The sequence below is a fragment of the Caulobacter sp. GW821-FHT09B08 genome, from assembly GCF_059418225.1.
Map to the genome: position 1 here is coordinate 41,850 of NZ_JBWKPL010000002.1, position 13,602 is coordinate 55,451.

A 13,602-nucleotide genomic window follows, 5' to 3' on the forward strand; every position below is an offset into this window, starting at 1 on the left:
CGGAAGGCGCTGGGCGGCGTAGTCGGAAAGGCGCTTGGCGATGAACCCGAAGGCAATGCTCGTGATCGGAGCGGCGGCGACGCTCGCCGCCCTGGGACCGGCGACGTCCGTCCTGGCCGACGGCTATCCCACGCGCGTCACGCCCGTGACCAAGCCCGCGCCCAAACCTGCAGCCAAGCCCAAGCCCGTCACGCGCGTCGTGACCCGTGTGAAGGTGGTCGAGAAGCCCGTCTACGTCGAGAAGGTGGTCAAGCAGCCGGTCTATATCGAGCGCCGCGTCGAGGTCCCGGTCGACCGCCCCGTCTATGTCGAAAAGCCGGTGGACCGCATCGTCGAGAAGCGGGTCGAAGTGCCGGTCGTCAAGATCGTGGAAAAGCCCGTCGACCGGCCCGTCTATATCGACCGCCCGGTGGAGAAGATCGTCGAGAAACGCGTCGAGGTTCCGGTCGAGAAGATCGTGGAACGCCGCGTGGAAGTGCCGGTGGTCAAGATCGTCGAGAAGCCGGTCGACCGTATCATCGAGAAGCGCGTGGAGGTCCCCGTCGACCGGGTGATCGAAAAGCGCGTCGAAGTGCCCGTGGACCGGATCGTCCGTGTGCCGGTCTATGTGGAGCGCCAGGAGCGGGTCGAGCGTCGCGGCTGCGATTGCGACGACGACCGCCGCGCCTATCGCGACGAGGGTTATGGCTACGGCCGCTCCGAGCGCAGCGTCGAGAGCACGGAAGAGACCTACGAGTCCGAATCCTCCAGCTGGAGCCAGGAAGGCCAGGGCTGGAGCTATCAGGGCAGCTACCAGGCCGGCGACGGCTACGCCCAGTCGCTGGAGGGCCAGGGCGGGGTCGGCTATTACGGCGGCTCGACCGCGCGCTACGGCGCCGGCGGCGGCTGGATCGGCGGCCAGGCCTATGGCCGGTCCGGCTATGCACGCGGCTGGTCGGGCGCGGGCGCTTCGTCCAGCGCCTCGGCCAGCGCCAGCTCGTCGTCCAGCGTGACGGTGTCGGGCGGCGGCCGCTACGGCGGGGGCGGCTATCACGGCGGCGGACATGGCGGTCCGAAGGGCGGTTCCAAGGGCGGCTGCTGCGGCCACTAGGAACGTTCTGGACAAAACCGTGGGCCCAAGCGCCTCGACGCCCCGTTCTGCATAGTCGGAACGCCGGAATCGCGCATCACTGGCCCATCGGGGGATCGCGTCGGCGTCGGGGCCGGCGGATCTGGAGCGGGCCATGGAGACGATCCTGGTTGTGACCAAGCCGTTCGACTGGTGCGTGGAGCGCCAGGGCCAGACCCTGTCGCGCCACTCCAGCCAGGAGGCCGCCTACAAGGCCGCCCTGGACTACGCCAGCGCCCTGTTCGACGAGGGCGTCCGCGCCCAGGTGACGATCAAGCCCGAAGCCCGCACCTTCAAAGGCACCGCGCCCGACTGGTCGGGGCCGGCCTCGGGTTGAAGCCGCGCCCGCCGCGTGGCAAGCCGGAGGCGAGGAGCTAGCCCATGCAGATCGCGGTCCTGACCTTCGACGGCTTCAACGAACTGGACTCGTTCGTCGCGGCGGGAATCCTCAATCGGATGAAGGCCCAGGGCTGGAAGGCCCACATCACCTCGCCGACCGAGGAAGTGACCTCGATGAACGGCGTCGTGGTGCGCCGCCAGCAGCCGCTGAGCTTCGCGGCCGAGGCCGACGCGGTGATCGTCGGCAGCGGCGTGCGCACGCGCGAGATCGCCGCCGACGCCGGCCTGCTGTCCCAGATCCGGCTGGACCCGTCGCGCCAGCTGATCGCCGCCCAGTGCTCGGGCACGTTGATCCTGGCCAGGCTGGGCCTGGTGGACGGCGTTCCGGCCTGCACCGACCTGACCACCAAGCCGTGGGTGGTCGAGGCAGGGGTGAACGTCATCGACGCGCCGTTCTTCGCCAACGGCAATGTCGCCACCGCCGGCGGCTGCCTGGCCTCGCAATACCTGGCCGCCTGGCTGATCCTGCGCGGCGCCGGACGCGAGGCGGCGGAAGGGGCGATCCACTATGTGGCCCCGGTGGGCGAAAAGGATGGCTGGGTCACCCGCGCCATGGGCGTGGTGTCGCCGTTCGTGGATCGCGAAGCGGCGGCCTGACAGCTGCACGGCAGGTAGCAAAAACCGTGCATTTTCCATGACCTCGCGCTAAGGGGGAGTTGCGTCAGGTTCGCGGGGAAAGTGATTCATGGACGACCAGCCGAAGCGCTCGTTCATCACCGGCGAGATCGACATCAAGGCGCTGATCGCCTTCGTGTTCGGCGCGATCTTCATCATCACGATACTCGTCTTCGCAGCGGTGGTGAAAAGCCCCAGCCCGGCCGAGATCTGGACCTATCGGGTGATCCTGGCCCTGGCGGCGGCCGGCGTCGCGGCGATCCTGCCGGGCTTCATCGACATCAAATACAAGAGCGTCGTACAGGCGGGCGGGGCGCTGGGCATCTTCGTGCTCGTGCTGCTGATGTTCCCCGCGCCGAAGGCCGATCCGGTCCCGGCTCCTGCGCCTGTCCCCGCGCCAGAGGCGGCGAAGGCGCCCGTCACATCGACTGAAGAGCTGGCCTGGCCGACCAGCGATCCGGACCTCACCGCTCGCAAATACCTCGACATGATCGACAGCGGCAGGCTCGCCGAGGCCTTCGAAACGGTCGACATGGCGGTGGGATTTACGTGGAGCTCGTTCGAGGTCACGTACAAGACGGGACGGGCGCCGTTGGGCGCCGTCGTTGATCGTCGTGAAACGGAATCACGACGCGCGGTGGACCCCCAGGGCAAGCCGAAGGGCGCCTATGCGGTCGTGGCCTACCAGACCAAATTCGCCAACGACAAGAAGTGCTGGGACGAACTTGTCACCCTGAGGGTGAGCCCCACGAAGACATGGCGTGTTGCGGGGCATGACTTCGTGCCGGCCAAGACCGAGTGCATCGGCTTCTAAACGCGCTTCCGGTCAGGCGGCCGAGCACACCTCCACGCACCGTCTGGCCAAGGCCTCGGTGGCGTCGATGAACGGCACGGTCAGGTCGGCCGCGCTCATCACCAGAGGCACCTCGGTGCACCCGGCCACCACGGCCTGGGCGCCCTTGCCGACCAGGCGGTGGGCGAGGGCGGCCATGGTATCGCGGCTGTCGGGACCCAGGTCGCCGTGCTTGATGCGGTAGAGCAGGGCCATGAACTCGACCTGCTCGTGGTCGTCCAGAGTGACGGCTTCGATGGCCTGGTGCGAGAAGGTGCGGCGATAGAGGGCCAGGGCCCCGCCGGTGCCCAGCACGCCCACGCGCTCGGCGCCGCCGGCCTTCGCCGCCAGGCCGGCCGTCTCGATCAGATCGACCAGGGGCAGGCCGCTGGCCTTCACTTCGGCGGCATAGGCGTGGGCGGTGTTGCAGGCGATGGCCAGCACCTGGGCCCCGGCGTCGCGCAGGCCCACGGCCATTTCGGCCAGCACCGGACCGGCCTCGTCGTAGCTGTTGTTGCGGTCGGGAACCTTGGGGTTGATGTCGACCAGCACCCGCAGGTGGTCCTGCTCACGGCTCACGGGCGTTGCCGCCTGCAGCTTGGCCAGGAAGTCCAGGGTGGCGGCGGGACCCATGCCGCCGAGGACGCCCAGAACCTTGGAATGGGGCGTTTTAGACAAGGGCCGCCTCCAGTTCGCTCTGATACCCGAACAGTCCCTGCGCCCCGCCGGTGTGCAGGAACACCACGCGCTCGCCCCCCTTGGCGCCCTTGAACGCGCCCTTGCGGGCCTGGTCGATCAGGCCCTTCATCGCCTTGCCCGAATAGACCGGGTCCAGCAGCAGGCCCTCGGTGCGGGCCGCCAGGGTCAGGGCGTCGATCACGCCCTGGTCGACCAGGCCGTAGCCTTCGCCGACATAATCGCAATCAGCGACCACGGCCTCGCGCTTCACCCGGCCCGCGGCGCCGATCACCTCGGCCGTCGCGACAGCCAGGTTGAAGACGTTCTCCTCCTGTTTGGCCTTGGGGGCGCGCACGCCGAAGCCGAGGATGGGGATGTCGACGCTGAGCGCGGCGAACCCGGCGACGAGGCCCGCGTGGGTGCCGGCGCTGCCGGTGGCGGTGACCAGGCGGTCGATCTTCAGGTCCAGCGCGTCGGCCTGGACCACCAGTTCGCGCGCGCAATCCACATAGCCCAGGGCGCCGACCGTGTTCGACCCGCCGCCGGGGATCACATAGGGCTTGCCGCCCCGCTGGCGCACCGCCTGCGCCGAGGCTTCCAGTTCGGCGACCATGTCGGTCCCGCCCGGCACGAAGCGGATCGACGCGCCCATCAGCCGGTCCAGCAGCACGTTGCCGTTGCCCAGGTAGTCGGCGGCCTTGGAGCCCGTGCGCTCCTCCAGGATCACCTCGGTCTTCAGGCCGAAGCGCGCGCCGGCGGCGATGGTCTGGCGCACGTGGTTGGACTGCACCGCGCCCTGGGTCACCAGCGTGTCGGCGCCTTGCGCCAGGGCCTCGCCCAGCAGGAATTCCAGCTTTCGGGTCTTGTTGCCGCCGCCGGCCAGGCCCGTGCAGTCGTCGCGCTTGACCCACAGGTCGATCCCGAGCTCGGCGCCCAGGCGGGGCAGGGGTTCCAGCGGCGTGGGCAGGTGGGCGAAGCGGGCGCGGGGGAAGCGGGCCAGATGCATGGAGGTCTCTTGCGGCGGGAAGCGGTCGTTCGGCCAAATCCCTACAGGGTCCGGCTTGGCCGTGCTATGCTGACGGCCATAAAAGCACGACCCGGCGCGGCCCCGCGCGACTGTCCTCCCAGCCGCTCGCCCGCGTCAGAAGGCCGTGCGGTGTTGGGAGAAACGTCATGCTCAAGACCCCCCTTCGGGCGGCGGCCTTCGTGTCCGCCTTCGTCTTCTCTGGATCGGCTTTCGCCGGGACCAGCGCTTCCTCGACCCTGGTGATCGGCGGCGGCGCGGCCAAGGATTGCGCGACCGCCGCCATCGAGGGCCGACAGGACGCCTCGTCGGTCAGCACGTGCACCCAGGCGCTGGAGACCGAGGCCCTCAGCTTCCGCGACCGCGCCCGCACCTATGTCAATCGCGGCGTCCTGCAGATGCGCCAGCGCAATTTCGACGGGGCGGTCGCCGACTTCAACGAGGCCTCCAAGATCGATCCCAACCTGGGCGAGGCCTTCGTCAATCGCGGCGCGGCCTATGTGGGAACCAGTCGCTACAGCGACGGGCTGAGCCAGATCGACCAGGGCCTGGCCCTGGGCGTGAAGGACCCGGAGAAGGCCTATTTCAACCGGGCCGTGGCCAACGAGAGCCTGGGCGACGTGACCGCCGCCTATCGCGACTTCTCCAAGGCCGCCGAACTGGCGCCGACCTGGGATGCGCCCAAAAACGAACTGGCGCGTTTCTCCGTCAAGCAGCCCTGAACCCGACGTCTTTCGGGCGTAGGCTAGGGGCCTGGAAGACGGAGTTTGCGGCATGACGACAGCTCGAACCATGATCGCGGCGACGGCCCTGGCCGCCGGGCTGGTCGGCGGACTCGTGGGCGCGTCGGCCTGGGCCCAGGTCGACCAGCGGCTCCTGCGCCAGCAGGCCGAGATCCAGCAGCAGCAGGACATCGCCCGCCAGAACGCCCTGGCCAGCCAGCGCGAGCTGTCGGCCGCCCAGAGCCGCTACGACACCCAGCTGACCTTGCGGGCCTTGAGCGACGCGGCCGCGCCGCGCTCGACCGAGCCGACCCTGCGCCCCACGGTCGCCCCGCCGCCGCGCGCCCCCAGCGCCGACGACATCGCCACCGACGCGGCGCGGATGGAGCAGATGACCGACGCCCGCCTGGCCGAGAGCAACGCCCGCCTGCGCGCGGTCAAGCCCGCCAACTGAACCGCCTTTTCTGACCGACGGAGAGCGAACGCATGGAGTGGGGTGGGGGACGCCGCGAAGGCAATATCGAGGACCGGCGCGGCATGGGCGGCGTCGGCTTGGCCGGCGGCGGCATCGGGGCGGTGGTGCTGGCGGCGGTCGGCTATTTCTTCTTCGGGATCAATCCCGACACCACGATGAGCGTCGTCAACGGCGTTCAGCAGCCCGCCGCCCAGGAGGGCGCGCGCGGCCAGGTCAGCGACCGCGAGGGCCAGTTCGTCGACGTGATCGAGACCTCCAACACCGATGTCTGGGGTCCGCTGCTGGCCAAGCACGGCGTCAACTATCGTCCGCCCCGGGCGGTGGTGCTGTACGACCAGGCCACCGGCACCGGCTGCGGCACGGGCCAGTCGGCCATGGGGCCGTTCTACTGTCCGGCCGACAACAAGGTGTATCTGGACCTCTCCTTCTGGAACGAGCTGGAGACCCGCTTCGGCGCCAAGGGCGAGTTCGCCCGGGCCTATGTGATCAGCCACGAGATCGGCCACCACATCCAGAGCCTGACCGGCGCTTCCGCGGAGGCCCGCCGCCTGGGCGCGCGCGGCGCCGAGAGCGGCTCGGTGCGGCTGGAACTGCAGGCCGACTGCTACGCCGGCGTCTGGGCCCGTCACGCGCCCGAGGCCTCGAACGGCGGCATCCAGATCTCCAAGGCCGACATCGAGGACGGCCTGGGCGCGGCCTCGGCCGTGGGCGACGACGCCATCCAGGAACAGAGCCAGGGCCGCGTCATGCCCGACAGCTTCACCCACGGCACCTCGGCCCAGCGCATGCGCTGGTTCGGCAAGGGCTATGACGCGGGCGATCCTAGCGCCTGCGACACCTTCGCGGCGCGGACGCTCTAGGGCGTCAGGCCGGCAGGCGATTGCCGAGGTATTCGGCCGGGTTCACGGCCTGCGGGTGGCCGCGATTGCACAGGGCGACGGTCACGTAGCCGGAGCCCGGATAGATCGCCAGGTCGCCGTTGACGCCCGGCGCGCCGCCGCCGTGACCATAGAACGTCGCGCCGTTACGGCTCTGGACCCGGAAGCCCAAGGCCCAGCGGGAGGTGGCGCTGGCCTCGACCCTGGGCGTGGTCAGCAGCTTGGTGTGGGCCGCGTCCAGCAGGCGATGACCGGTCAGGGCCGTGGCGAAGGCGTGCAGGTCGTCCACCGTGGAATAGCCGCCGCCCGCCGGCAGGCCGACATAGGGCGTCAGCGGCTTCAGGCCGGCCAGGGCGCTGCCGGAATAGGGCAGGGCGTCGCCGTCTCGCGGCGTCTGGCTGGTGGCGGTCATGCCGGCGGGGCGGAAGATCCGCTCGGCGAAATAGGTCTCGTAGGGCTGGTCCGAGACCCGCTCGAGGATCGCGCCTAGCAGGACGAAGCCGTAGTTGCTGTAGGCGAACCGGGCGCCGGGCTCGAACAGCGGCTCGCGCGGGCCGTAGAGCCGCACATAGTCGGCCACCGTGCGCAGCTCCGCCTGGTGGGCGTCGTGGAAAGGCCCGAAGATGTCGCCCGTGCCGCCGGTGTGGGTCAGCAGGTGCTCGACGGTCAGGCGCTGGGCCAGGACCGCGTTCGGATAGTCGGGCAGCAAGGCGGCGACCGTGTCGCCCAGGCCGATCCGCCCGGCCTGGACCTGCTGCAGGATCGCGACGGCGGTGAACATCTTGCCCATCGAGCCGATGCAGAACCGCGTGCCGGGCGTGATCGGGGCGCGTCGGGCGCGGTCGCCCAGCCCATAGGCCTCTTGCAGGAATACCCGGTCGCCCTGCGCCGCCAGCACCGCGCCCGAGAAGCGGTCGGCCTTGGCCTCGACCCCCAGCTTGTCCGTCAGGGCCGCGGCGGCCTGGGTTTCGCCAAGGCGGACGATCCGAAACCCGTCCGGCGGCGCCGCGCCGGAAAAGGCGATGTCGACCAGGCCGCCGTCCGTCCCGGCGGTGACCACCACCTTGGAAAACCGGTCCCAGGCCCGGTCCTGGGCCCAGGCGGTCAGCGCGCCCGGCCCGGTGAGCTCGGTCCGCAACACCGTGAAGCCGCCGGACGCTTCGCGCGTGGCCAGGTCCTCGTCGGCATAGGGCAGGGCGTCGGGCAGCCGCGCCTGGATGAAGGCCCGATAGGCGGCCGGGTCGCCGTCGTTGAACACCGCCAGCCACCGGCGGAACCAGACCGTGGCGGGCTCGTCGCCGGCGCACAGGGCGCCCGTCGCTGGCAGGCCGCCGGCCAGCAGGATCGACCCGGCCATGAAATGTCGCCTGTTCATCCGCCGGGATCTCCTGTAGAGCGTTCGTGGAGAAATGTAAGCACTTACGGATATTGTCAATGGCCGACGAGACGCCGGGCTCCGACGACTACACCCACCGCTCCGGCGCGGCCGCGCTGGGGGCCAGGCTGCGCCGTCTGTCCGAGCGGATCGATCGCGACGCCGGCCGGCTCTATGCGGAACTGGACGTGCGGTTCGAACAGCGGTGGTTCGGCGTGCTGAACCAGCTGGCCCTGCAGGGGCCGCGCTCGGTCGGGGATCTGGCCTCCGCCCTGGGGGTGACCCATGTCGCGGTCAGCCAGGTGCGCCAGGCCCTGGTGGCCGAGGGGCTGGTGAGCGAGGACCGCGATCCGCGCGACGGCCGCAGCCGCGTTCTGGCGCTCACGGACCAGGGCGCGGCCCTGACTCGCCGGCTGGAACCGGCCTGGCGCGCCCTGTCGGCGGCGGCGGTCGAACTTAACGCCGAGGCGGTGGACGCTCTCGCGGCCCTGGAAAGGCTGGAGATCGCCCTGGACCGCGCCTCGATTCTGGAGCGCGCCAGGCGGGCGCTCGCGGCGACGGACACGCCTCGCCCTTGACCCTCGCATCAACACGCCTAGTGTCCCCCTGTTCACCGGGGGGTCGCATTCGCGCGGCTGAGATTGGGCAAACGCCCTGACCCGTCGAACCTGATCCGGGTCATGCCGGCGAAGGGAGGGAACGCGGTCGGAGGCTTTCGAAGTCCGCCCGTAAACCGACTCAAGCACGACACGTCCGGGTCTCCTTCACGCTTGAGGAGCGCCCGACCATGAATATCCAACTGCCCATCAAGGACGCCATCGGGGCCATCCCGACCGGGGAGCGCCCCGGTTCGCGCAAGGTCTACCAGGCCGGCGAGCTGTTCCCCGACATCCGCGTGCCGTTCCGCGAGGTGGAGGTCCACCCCAGCGCCAACGAGCCGCCGGTCACCATCTACGACCCGTCGGGCCCCTATACCGACCCCCACGCCAAGATCGACATCGAGCAGGGCCTAGCCCGCGTGCGCGAGCCGTGGATCGTCGCCCGGGGCGACGTCGAGCTGGTGGCCAACCCCCGGGAGGTGAAGCCCGAGGACAACGGCTTCGCCCAGGGCAAGCACCTGGCTCCGCAATTCACCGCCAAGCGGCCGATCTTCAAGGGCGCGCAAGGCAAGCTGGTCACCCAGCTGGAATACGCCCGCGCCGGGATCATCACCGCCGAGATGGAATATGTCGCCATCCGCGAGAACCTGCGCCGCGAGCAGAGCCGCCCGTGCGTGCGCGACGGCGAGGACTTCGGCGCCTCGATCCCCGACTTCGTGACGCCCGAGTTCGTCCGCCAGGAAGTGGCGCGCGGCCGGGCCATCATCCCGGCCAACATCAACCACGGCGAACTGGAGCCGATGGCGATCGGCCGCAACTTCCTGGTCAAGATCAACGCCAACATCGGCAATTCGGCGGTGCTCTCCACCGTCGCCGACGAGGTGGACAAGCTGGTGTGGGCCACGCGCTGGGGCGCCGACACGGTCATGGACCTGTCCACGGGGCGCAACATCCACAACATCCGCGACTGGATCATCCGCAACAGCCCGGTGCCGATCGGCACGGTGCCGATCTACCAGGCGCTGGAGAAGGTCAACGGCGTGGCCGAGGACCTGAACTGGGAAGTCTTCCGCGACACCCTGATCGAGCAGTGCGAGCAAGGGGTGGACTATTTCACCATCCACGCCGGGGTGCGCCTGCCGTTCATCCCGATGACGGCCAAGCGCGTGACGGGCATCGTCTCGCGCGGCGGCTCGATCATGGCCAAGTGGTGCCTGGCCCACCACAAGGAGAACTTCCTCTACGAGCGCTTCGAGGACATCTGCGAGATCATGCGCGCCTACGACGTGTCGTTCTCGCTGGGCGACGGCCTGCGTCCGGGCTCGACCGCCGACGCCAATGACGAGGCCCAGTTCAGCGAACTGCGCACCCTGGGCGAGCTGACGAAGGTGGCCTGGAAGCACGGCGTGCAGGTGATGATCGAAGGGCCGGGCCACGTGGCCATGCACAAGATCAAGGCCAACATGGACGAGCAGCTGAAGCACTGCCACGAGGCCCCGTTCTACACCCTCGGCCCGTTGACGACGGACATCGCCCCTGGCTACGACCACATCACTTCGGCCATCGGCGCGGCGATGATCGGCTGGTTCGGCACGGCCATGCTCTGCTACGTCACGCCCAAGGAGCACCTGGGCCTGCCGGACCGCAACGACGTCAAGACCGGCGTCATCACCTACAAGCTGGCCGCCCACGCCGCCGACCTGGCCAAGGGTCACCCGGGCGCGGCCATGTGGGACGACGCCATCAGCCGGGCGCGGTTCGAGTTCCGCTGGGAGGACCAGTTCAACCTGGGCCTGGATCCCGAGACCGCCCGGGCCTTCCACGACGAGACCCTGCCCAAGGAGGCGCACAAGACCGCGCACTTCTGCTCGATGTGCGGTCCCAAGTTCTGCTCGATGAAGATCAGCCAGGAGGTCCGCGACTTCGCCGCCGGCCTGGCCCCGAACGACGCCGAACTGGGCATGGCCGCCATGAGCGACAAGTTCAAGGAACAGGGGTCTGAGATCTATCTGAAGACGGAGTAGGGGCGGCGGGGGCGCAGGGGGCTTGTGCTCAAGCCCCCGACCCGGCTCTCTGGCCTGAAAACGGAGAATCCCCGGGTGCTGTCCCTGTTCCTGACCCTGGCCCTGCAGGCCGCCGCGCCCGCCGCCGATCCCTTGGCCCCGGCCCGGATCGGCGACCTGCAGTGCTATCGGCCCGATCCGGTCCGCAAGACCTGCCGGTCGCTGGCCGGCTACAGCTTCGCCGCCGACGGCACGATCCTGAACCGGGCCGAGGTGCTGCTGCAGGACAACCCGCCGGTGACCATGACCACGGTCACGCCGGTGACGGTGCGGGGCGGCGTGGTCTGCGGCCCGCTGTCGGGGATCGACAAGGCCCAGATCGCCTTCCGGGGCCGTCGCATCCCCGAGGCCGACGCCGCGCCGATCCGCGCCCAGATCGCCCAATCGATGGGCGCGGCCCTGGGTCAGGAGGTCTGCACCACCTATCGCCGCAGCGGCGACTGGCTGATCGCCGAGGTGACGATGAACGGCGTCGCCCAGCCCGACATGGGCGACACCGTGCTCTGGGTGCCGCCCTCGGCGGGCTATACGGTCCAGCCCTGAGGCTCAGCTGATCGTCGTGGTCCCGGCGATCTGGCGCATCTCGTTGTCGCGCAGGCCGCGCCAGTAGAAATACAGCATCACCGCCATGACGCCCGACAGGGTGTGCCACAGCAGGCCGTGCGGCTGGAACCAGCTGTCGGGATGGCACATCGGATAGCCGGTTTGCGAGGCCGAGCGGAACTGGCTGGCGGCGATGAAGCTGCCCAGGCCCAGCGCCCAGAACATCAGCGGCAGCCACATCCAGTAGCTGGTGAACAGGCCGTCGTAGAGGCGCCCGAACCACGGCCCCCAACCCATCTTGTAGATGTCGTAGACCTTCACGAAGATCTCGGCCGCGGCGTATAGGCCCACGATAATGCCCACGAGCACGGTGGAGGCGTCCTCCAGGCCGGGGATGACGTTCAGGCCGGTGAACAGGGCGGCGGGTCCCAGATAGACCGCCAGGAACCACCAGCCCAGGTTCAGCCGGCGGGTCAGGGTGTAGGCCGGCAGGAAGCTGGTGAAGACGTACATCGACATGCCGTCGAACCAGCTGACCGTGCTCGACAGCGAGGCGTGCAGGAACATGCTGCCCAACCCCAGGAACAGCACGGCGAAGACATAGACCTCGGGGATCCAGCTCTCGACGCTCCAGAAGGCGTTCTTCACCTCCGCCCCGTCGTTCAGCACCTTCTTGCGGTCCCAGCGGATCCACAGCACCACGCCCAGCGAGGTGAAGATCGCGTAGAAATTGCTGAGGGTGTTGGTCATCTGCCGGATGCCCGGCTTGCCCTCCTTGACGTCGTCGACCTTGAAGGCCTCGCAATAGCAGGTGTCGGGATGCTCGACGTCCGGGGTTCGAGTGCCCTCGATGAAGGGGATCACCTGGACCCCGTCCTTGTTGATGTTGGTGCAGGAGTCCGGGTTGGCCGGCCACCCCAGGGCCACGAACAGGAAGAAGGGGACCAGGATCAGCAGCATCCCGCCGCCCCACACGAAGAACCCTCTGATCGGCGCCATGGCCTGTCTCCGGATCATGATCGTGGAGCGTTCATGGTGAGCCGACGCACCACATGGTTGCGCACCATGACATGGTCGCGCTTGAGTGCAACCGGTTCCGAGACGATGATTTTCTCGCGACGGTGTCGGAACGGGCCGGTTCGCCGCGTCCTTGAAGAGGCAACAACCCAGGAGGGACGTCATGTCCTATGTCGATGGTTTCGTGATCGCGGTGCCCAAGGACCGGATCGAGGACTACAAGGCGATGGCCAGGCTCGGCGGCGAGGTCTGGATGGGCTATGGCGCTCTGGCCTATGTGGAGACGCTGGGCGACGACACGCCCTACGGCGAGCTGACCTCGTTCCCGCGCGCGGTCCAGGCGACCGACGACGAGATCGTGGTGTTCTCGTGGATCGTCTACAAGGACAAGGCCTCGCGCGACGAGATCCAGGCCAAGGTCATGACCGACGAGCGCCTGAAATCCTACATGGACAACATGCCCTTCGACGGAAAGCGCATGATCTTCGGCGGCTTCAAGGCGTTCGTGGAGCACTAGTTTAGTGTTTTCGTTTTGTTCTCTCTGTGCGATAGTGCGTACTCCTGATCGGGGAGGGCGGAATGCCGGATGCCGTGCTGATCGCCGGCGCCAACGGCGCGGGCAAAACGACCTTGGCGCGCCGGCTTCTGCCGGCCGCCTATCCCGACGCTCGTTTTCTGAACGCTGACGAAATCCAACGTGAAGAGGGCTTTTCCACGCCGTCATTGGCCGGACGGGAATTGATCGCGCGGCTGAGGGCGATATCCGAAGCGGGAATGAGTTTCGTAGTTGAGACCACCCTGTCTTCAGCGGGCTACGCACGCCAGTTCGCCACTTGGCGGGCACGCGGCTATTTCATCACGGTGCACTATCTCGAGGTCGTTTCCGCTGATTTCGCCGTGGCTCGGGTCGCGAGGCGGGTCGCCGCTGGCGGGCACGGCATCCCGGAGGCGGATATTCGGCGGCGACACGGTAGAGGTCGGGTGCTGTTCAGCGATCTCTACCGCTCCCAGGCCGATGCGTGGTACCATTACAGGGTCGATGAGCGAGGAATTGAACTTGTCGAAAGCAGCCAAGATGCCCGCTAAGTCCCGGTCGATGATCGATATCGTCGAGACCGCCCTCAAGGAGGCGACCTGGGACGCCACCCAGGGACCGGAATATTTGCGCGCGGGTCGCTTCGAGCCCAAGCCCTCGGGCGACGCAATGAAGGCGACGCCCGAAAAGGACTGATCAAGCGCGTTGATTCCGATCAGTCCCTTCAGTCGAGCAATGT

The 13,602-nt window shown here is 68.5% G+C and carries 17 protein-coding genes and 1 riboswitch; of the genes, 13 read left to right on the top strand and 4 right to left on the bottom strand.

The genetic code is table 11. The annotated features are described in order from the left end of the window. Positions 1–40 precede the first annotated feature (40 nt). The 4 genes from AC07OA_RS06455 (at position 41) to AC07OA_RS06470 (ending at position 2,936) form a co-directional block, all read left to right on the top strand. Entirely contained in the window at positions 41–1,090 is a 1,050-nt protein-coding gene (locus AC07OA_RS06455) for an IMCp domain-containing protein (RefSeq protein WP_494662965.1), read from the top strand. Positions 1,091–1,223: 133 nt separating this feature from the next. Beyond that, the gene (locus AC07OA_RS06460; RefSeq protein ID WP_494662966.1) at positions 1,224–1,445 is read left to right on the top strand and encodes a hypothetical protein; all 222 of its coding nucleotides are present in this window, start codon (positions 1,224–1,226) and stop codon (positions 1,443–1,445) included. 44 nt (positions 1,446–1,489) lie between these two features. Continuing rightward, positions 1,490–2,104, top strand: a complete 615-nt coding sequence (locus AC07OA_RS06465) for a DJ-1/PfpI family protein (protein ID WP_494662967.1) — start codon at positions 1,490–1,492, stop codon at positions 2,102–2,104. 88 nt (positions 2,105–2,192) lie between these two features. Beyond that, on the top strand, positions 2,193–2,936 hold the full coding sequence (locus AC07OA_RS06470) for a DUF4019 domain-containing protein (protein WP_494662968.1): 744 nt from the start codon (positions 2,193–2,195) through the stop codon (positions 2,934–2,936). A 12-nt stretch (positions 2,937–2,948) separates the two neighbouring features. Here the strand turns inward: AC07OA_RS06470 and cuyB are convergent, their stop codons facing one another. Together cuyB and cuyA are read right to left on the bottom strand one after the other, a co-directional pair. After that, positions 2,949–3,632, bottom strand: coding sequence for a cysteate racemase (gene cuyB, locus AC07OA_RS06475; protein ID WP_494662969.1), 684 nt, complete (start codon positions 3,630–3,632; stop codon positions 2,949–2,951). Beyond that, positions 3,625–4,638: a D-cysteate sulfo-lyase gene (gene cuyA, locus AC07OA_RS06480; RefSeq protein ID WP_494662970.1), complete on the bottom strand. Its 1,014-nt coding sequence runs from the start codon at positions 4,636–4,638 to the stop codon at positions 3,625–3,627. Before cuyA ends, cuyB begins: the two co-directional genes overlap by 8 nt. Positions 4,639–4,805: 167 nt before the next feature. On the opposite strand from cuyA, the gene AC07OA_RS06485 reads away from it, so the two are divergent. The 3 genes from AC07OA_RS06485 to ypfJ are packed head-to-tail and all read left to right on the top strand — an operon-like array spanning position 4,806 to position 6,713. After that, positions 4,806–5,378 (top strand): tetratricopeptide repeat protein, encoded by a 573-nt coding sequence (locus AC07OA_RS06485; RefSeq protein WP_494662971.1) that lies wholly within the window; start codon positions 4,806–4,808, stop codon positions 5,376–5,378. Positions 5,379–5,430: 52 nt separating this feature from the next. Beyond that, positions 5,431–5,832, top strand: a complete 402-nt coding sequence (locus AC07OA_RS06490) for a hypothetical protein (protein ID WP_494662972.1) — start codon at positions 5,431–5,433, stop codon at positions 5,830–5,832. A 32-nt stretch (positions 5,833–5,864) separates the two neighbouring features. Further along, entirely contained in the window at positions 5,865–6,713 is an 849-nt protein-coding gene (ypfJ, locus tag AC07OA_RS06495; RefSeq protein WP_494662973.1) for a KPN_02809 family neutral zinc metallopeptidase, read from the top strand. A gap of 4 nt (positions 6,714–6,717) precedes the next feature. On the opposite strand, the gene AC07OA_RS06500 is transcribed toward ypfJ, so the two are convergent. Continuing rightward, the gene (locus AC07OA_RS06500) at positions 6,718–8,088 is read right to left on the bottom strand and encodes a serine hydrolase domain-containing protein (RefSeq protein ID WP_494662974.1); all 1,371 of its coding nucleotides are present in this window, start codon (positions 8,086–8,088) and stop codon (positions 6,718–6,720) included. Positions 8,089–8,165: 77 nt separating this feature from the next. On the opposite strand from AC07OA_RS06500, the gene AC07OA_RS06505 reads away from it, so the two are divergent. The 3 genes from AC07OA_RS06505 to AC07OA_RS06515 all read left to right on the top strand — a co-directional run bounded on the left by AC07OA_RS06505 (position 8,166) and on the right by AC07OA_RS06515 (position 11,311). Continuing rightward, positions 8,166–8,684: a MarR family winged helix-turn-helix transcriptional regulator gene (locus AC07OA_RS06505; RefSeq protein WP_494662975.1), complete on the top strand. Its 519-nt coding sequence runs from the start codon at positions 8,166–8,168 to the stop codon at positions 8,682–8,684. Between the two features lie 26 nt (positions 8,685–8,710). Next, positions 8,711–8,818, top strand: a riboswitch (TPP riboswitch). Positions 8,819–8,893: 75 nt separating this feature from the next. Then, positions 8,894–10,729 carry a phosphomethylpyrimidine synthase ThiC gene (thiC, locus tag AC07OA_RS06510; RefSeq protein WP_494662976.1) on the top strand — a complete coding sequence of 612 codons (1,836 nt, stop codon included), beginning with the start codon at positions 8,894–8,896 and terminating at the stop codon, positions 10,727–10,729. Between the two features lie 75 nt (positions 10,730–10,804). Further along, a complete protein-coding gene (locus tag AC07OA_RS06515; protein ID WP_494662977.1) occupies positions 10,805–11,311 on the top strand; it encodes a hypothetical protein in 507 nt (168 codons plus the stop codon). Positions 11,312–11,314: 3 nt separating this feature from the next. Here the strand turns inward: AC07OA_RS06515 and AC07OA_RS06520 are convergent, their stop codons facing one another. Next, on the bottom strand, positions 11,315–12,310 hold the full coding sequence (locus AC07OA_RS06520; protein ID WP_494662978.1) for a hypothetical protein: 996 nt from the start codon (positions 12,308–12,310) through the stop codon (positions 11,315–11,317). Positions 12,311–12,491: 181 nt separating this feature from the next. On the opposite strand from AC07OA_RS06520, the gene AC07OA_RS06525 reads away from it, so the two are divergent. The 3 genes from AC07OA_RS06525 to AC07OA_RS06535 all read left to right on the top strand — a co-directional run bounded on the left by AC07OA_RS06525 (position 12,492) and on the right by AC07OA_RS06535 (position 13,559). Next, positions 12,492–12,845 (top strand): DUF1428 domain-containing protein, encoded by a 354-nt coding sequence (locus tag AC07OA_RS06525; RefSeq protein ID WP_494662979.1) that lies wholly within the window; start codon positions 12,492–12,494, stop codon positions 12,843–12,845. Positions 12,846–12,907: 62 nt separating this feature from the next. Continuing rightward, the gene (locus AC07OA_RS06530; protein ID WP_494662980.1) at positions 12,908–13,414 is read left to right on the top strand and encodes an ATPase; all 507 of its coding nucleotides are present in this window, start codon (positions 12,908–12,910) and stop codon (positions 13,412–13,414) included. Further along, on the top strand, positions 13,404–13,559 hold the full coding sequence (locus tag AC07OA_RS06535) for a hypothetical protein (RefSeq protein ID WP_494662981.1): 156 nt from the start codon (positions 13,404–13,406) through the stop codon (positions 13,557–13,559). Before AC07OA_RS06530 ends, AC07OA_RS06535 begins: the two co-directional genes overlap by 11 nt. Positions 13,560–13,602: the final 43 nt, after the last annotated feature.

Excerpts from the sequence above, each read along its gene's own strand:
- AC07OA_RS06490 (WP_494662972.1), top strand. The coding sequence starts at position 5,431 with ATGACGACAGCTCGAACCATGATCGCGGCGACGGCCCTGGCCGCCGGG.
- AC07OA_RS06470 (WP_494662968.1), top strand. The coding sequence starts at position 2,193 with ATGGACGACCAGCCGAAGCGCTCGTTCATCACCGGCGAGATCGACATC.
- AC07OA_RS06530 (WP_494662980.1), top strand. The coding sequence starts at position 12,908 with ATGCCGGATGCCGTGCTGATCGCCGGCGCCAACGGCGCGGGCAAAACG.
- AC07OA_RS06505 (WP_494662975.1), top strand. The coding sequence starts at position 8,166 with ATGGCCGACGAGACGCCGGGCTCCGACGACTACACCCACCGCTCCGGC.
- AC07OA_RS06465 (WP_494662967.1), top strand. The coding sequence starts at position 1,490 with ATGCAGATCGCGGTCCTGACCTTCGACGGCTTCAACGAACTGGACTCG.
- AC07OA_RS06525 (WP_494662979.1), top strand. The coding sequence starts at position 12,492 with ATGTCCTATGTCGATGGTTTCGTGATCGCGGTGCCCAAGGACCGGATC.
- AC07OA_RS06520 (WP_494662978.1), bottom strand. The coding sequence starts at position 12,310 with ATGGCGCCGATCAGAGGGTTCTTCGTGTGGGGCGGCGGGATGCTGCTG.
- AC07OA_RS06535 (WP_494662981.1), top strand. The coding sequence starts at position 13,404 with ATGCCCGCTAAGTCCCGGTCGATGATCGATATCGTCGAGACCGCCCTC.
- AC07OA_RS06485 (WP_494662971.1), top strand. The coding sequence starts at position 4,806 with ATGCTCAAGACCCCCCTTCGGGCGGCGGCCTTCGTGTCCGCCTTCGTC.
- AC07OA_RS06455 (WP_494662965.1), top strand. The coding sequence starts at position 41 with ATGAACCCGAAGGCAATGCTCGTGATCGGAGCGGCGGCGACGCTCGCC.
- AC07OA_RS06460 (WP_494662966.1), top strand. The coding sequence starts at position 1,224 with ATGGAGACGATCCTGGTTGTGACCAAGCCGTTCGACTGGTGCGTGGAG.
- ypfJ (WP_494662973.1), top strand. The coding sequence starts at position 5,865 with ATGGAGTGGGGTGGGGGACGCCGCGAAGGCAATATCGAGGACCGGCGC.
- thiC (WP_494662976.1), top strand. The coding sequence starts at position 8,894 with ATGAATATCCAACTGCCCATCAAGGACGCCATCGGGGCCATCCCGACC.
- AC07OA_RS06500 (WP_494662974.1), bottom strand. The coding sequence starts at position 8,088 with ATGGCCGGGTCGATCCTGCTGGCCGGCGGCCTGCCAGCGACGGGCGCC.
- cuyA (WP_494662970.1), bottom strand. The coding sequence starts at position 4,638 with ATGCATCTGGCCCGCTTCCCCCGCGCCCGCTTCGCCCACCTGCCCACG.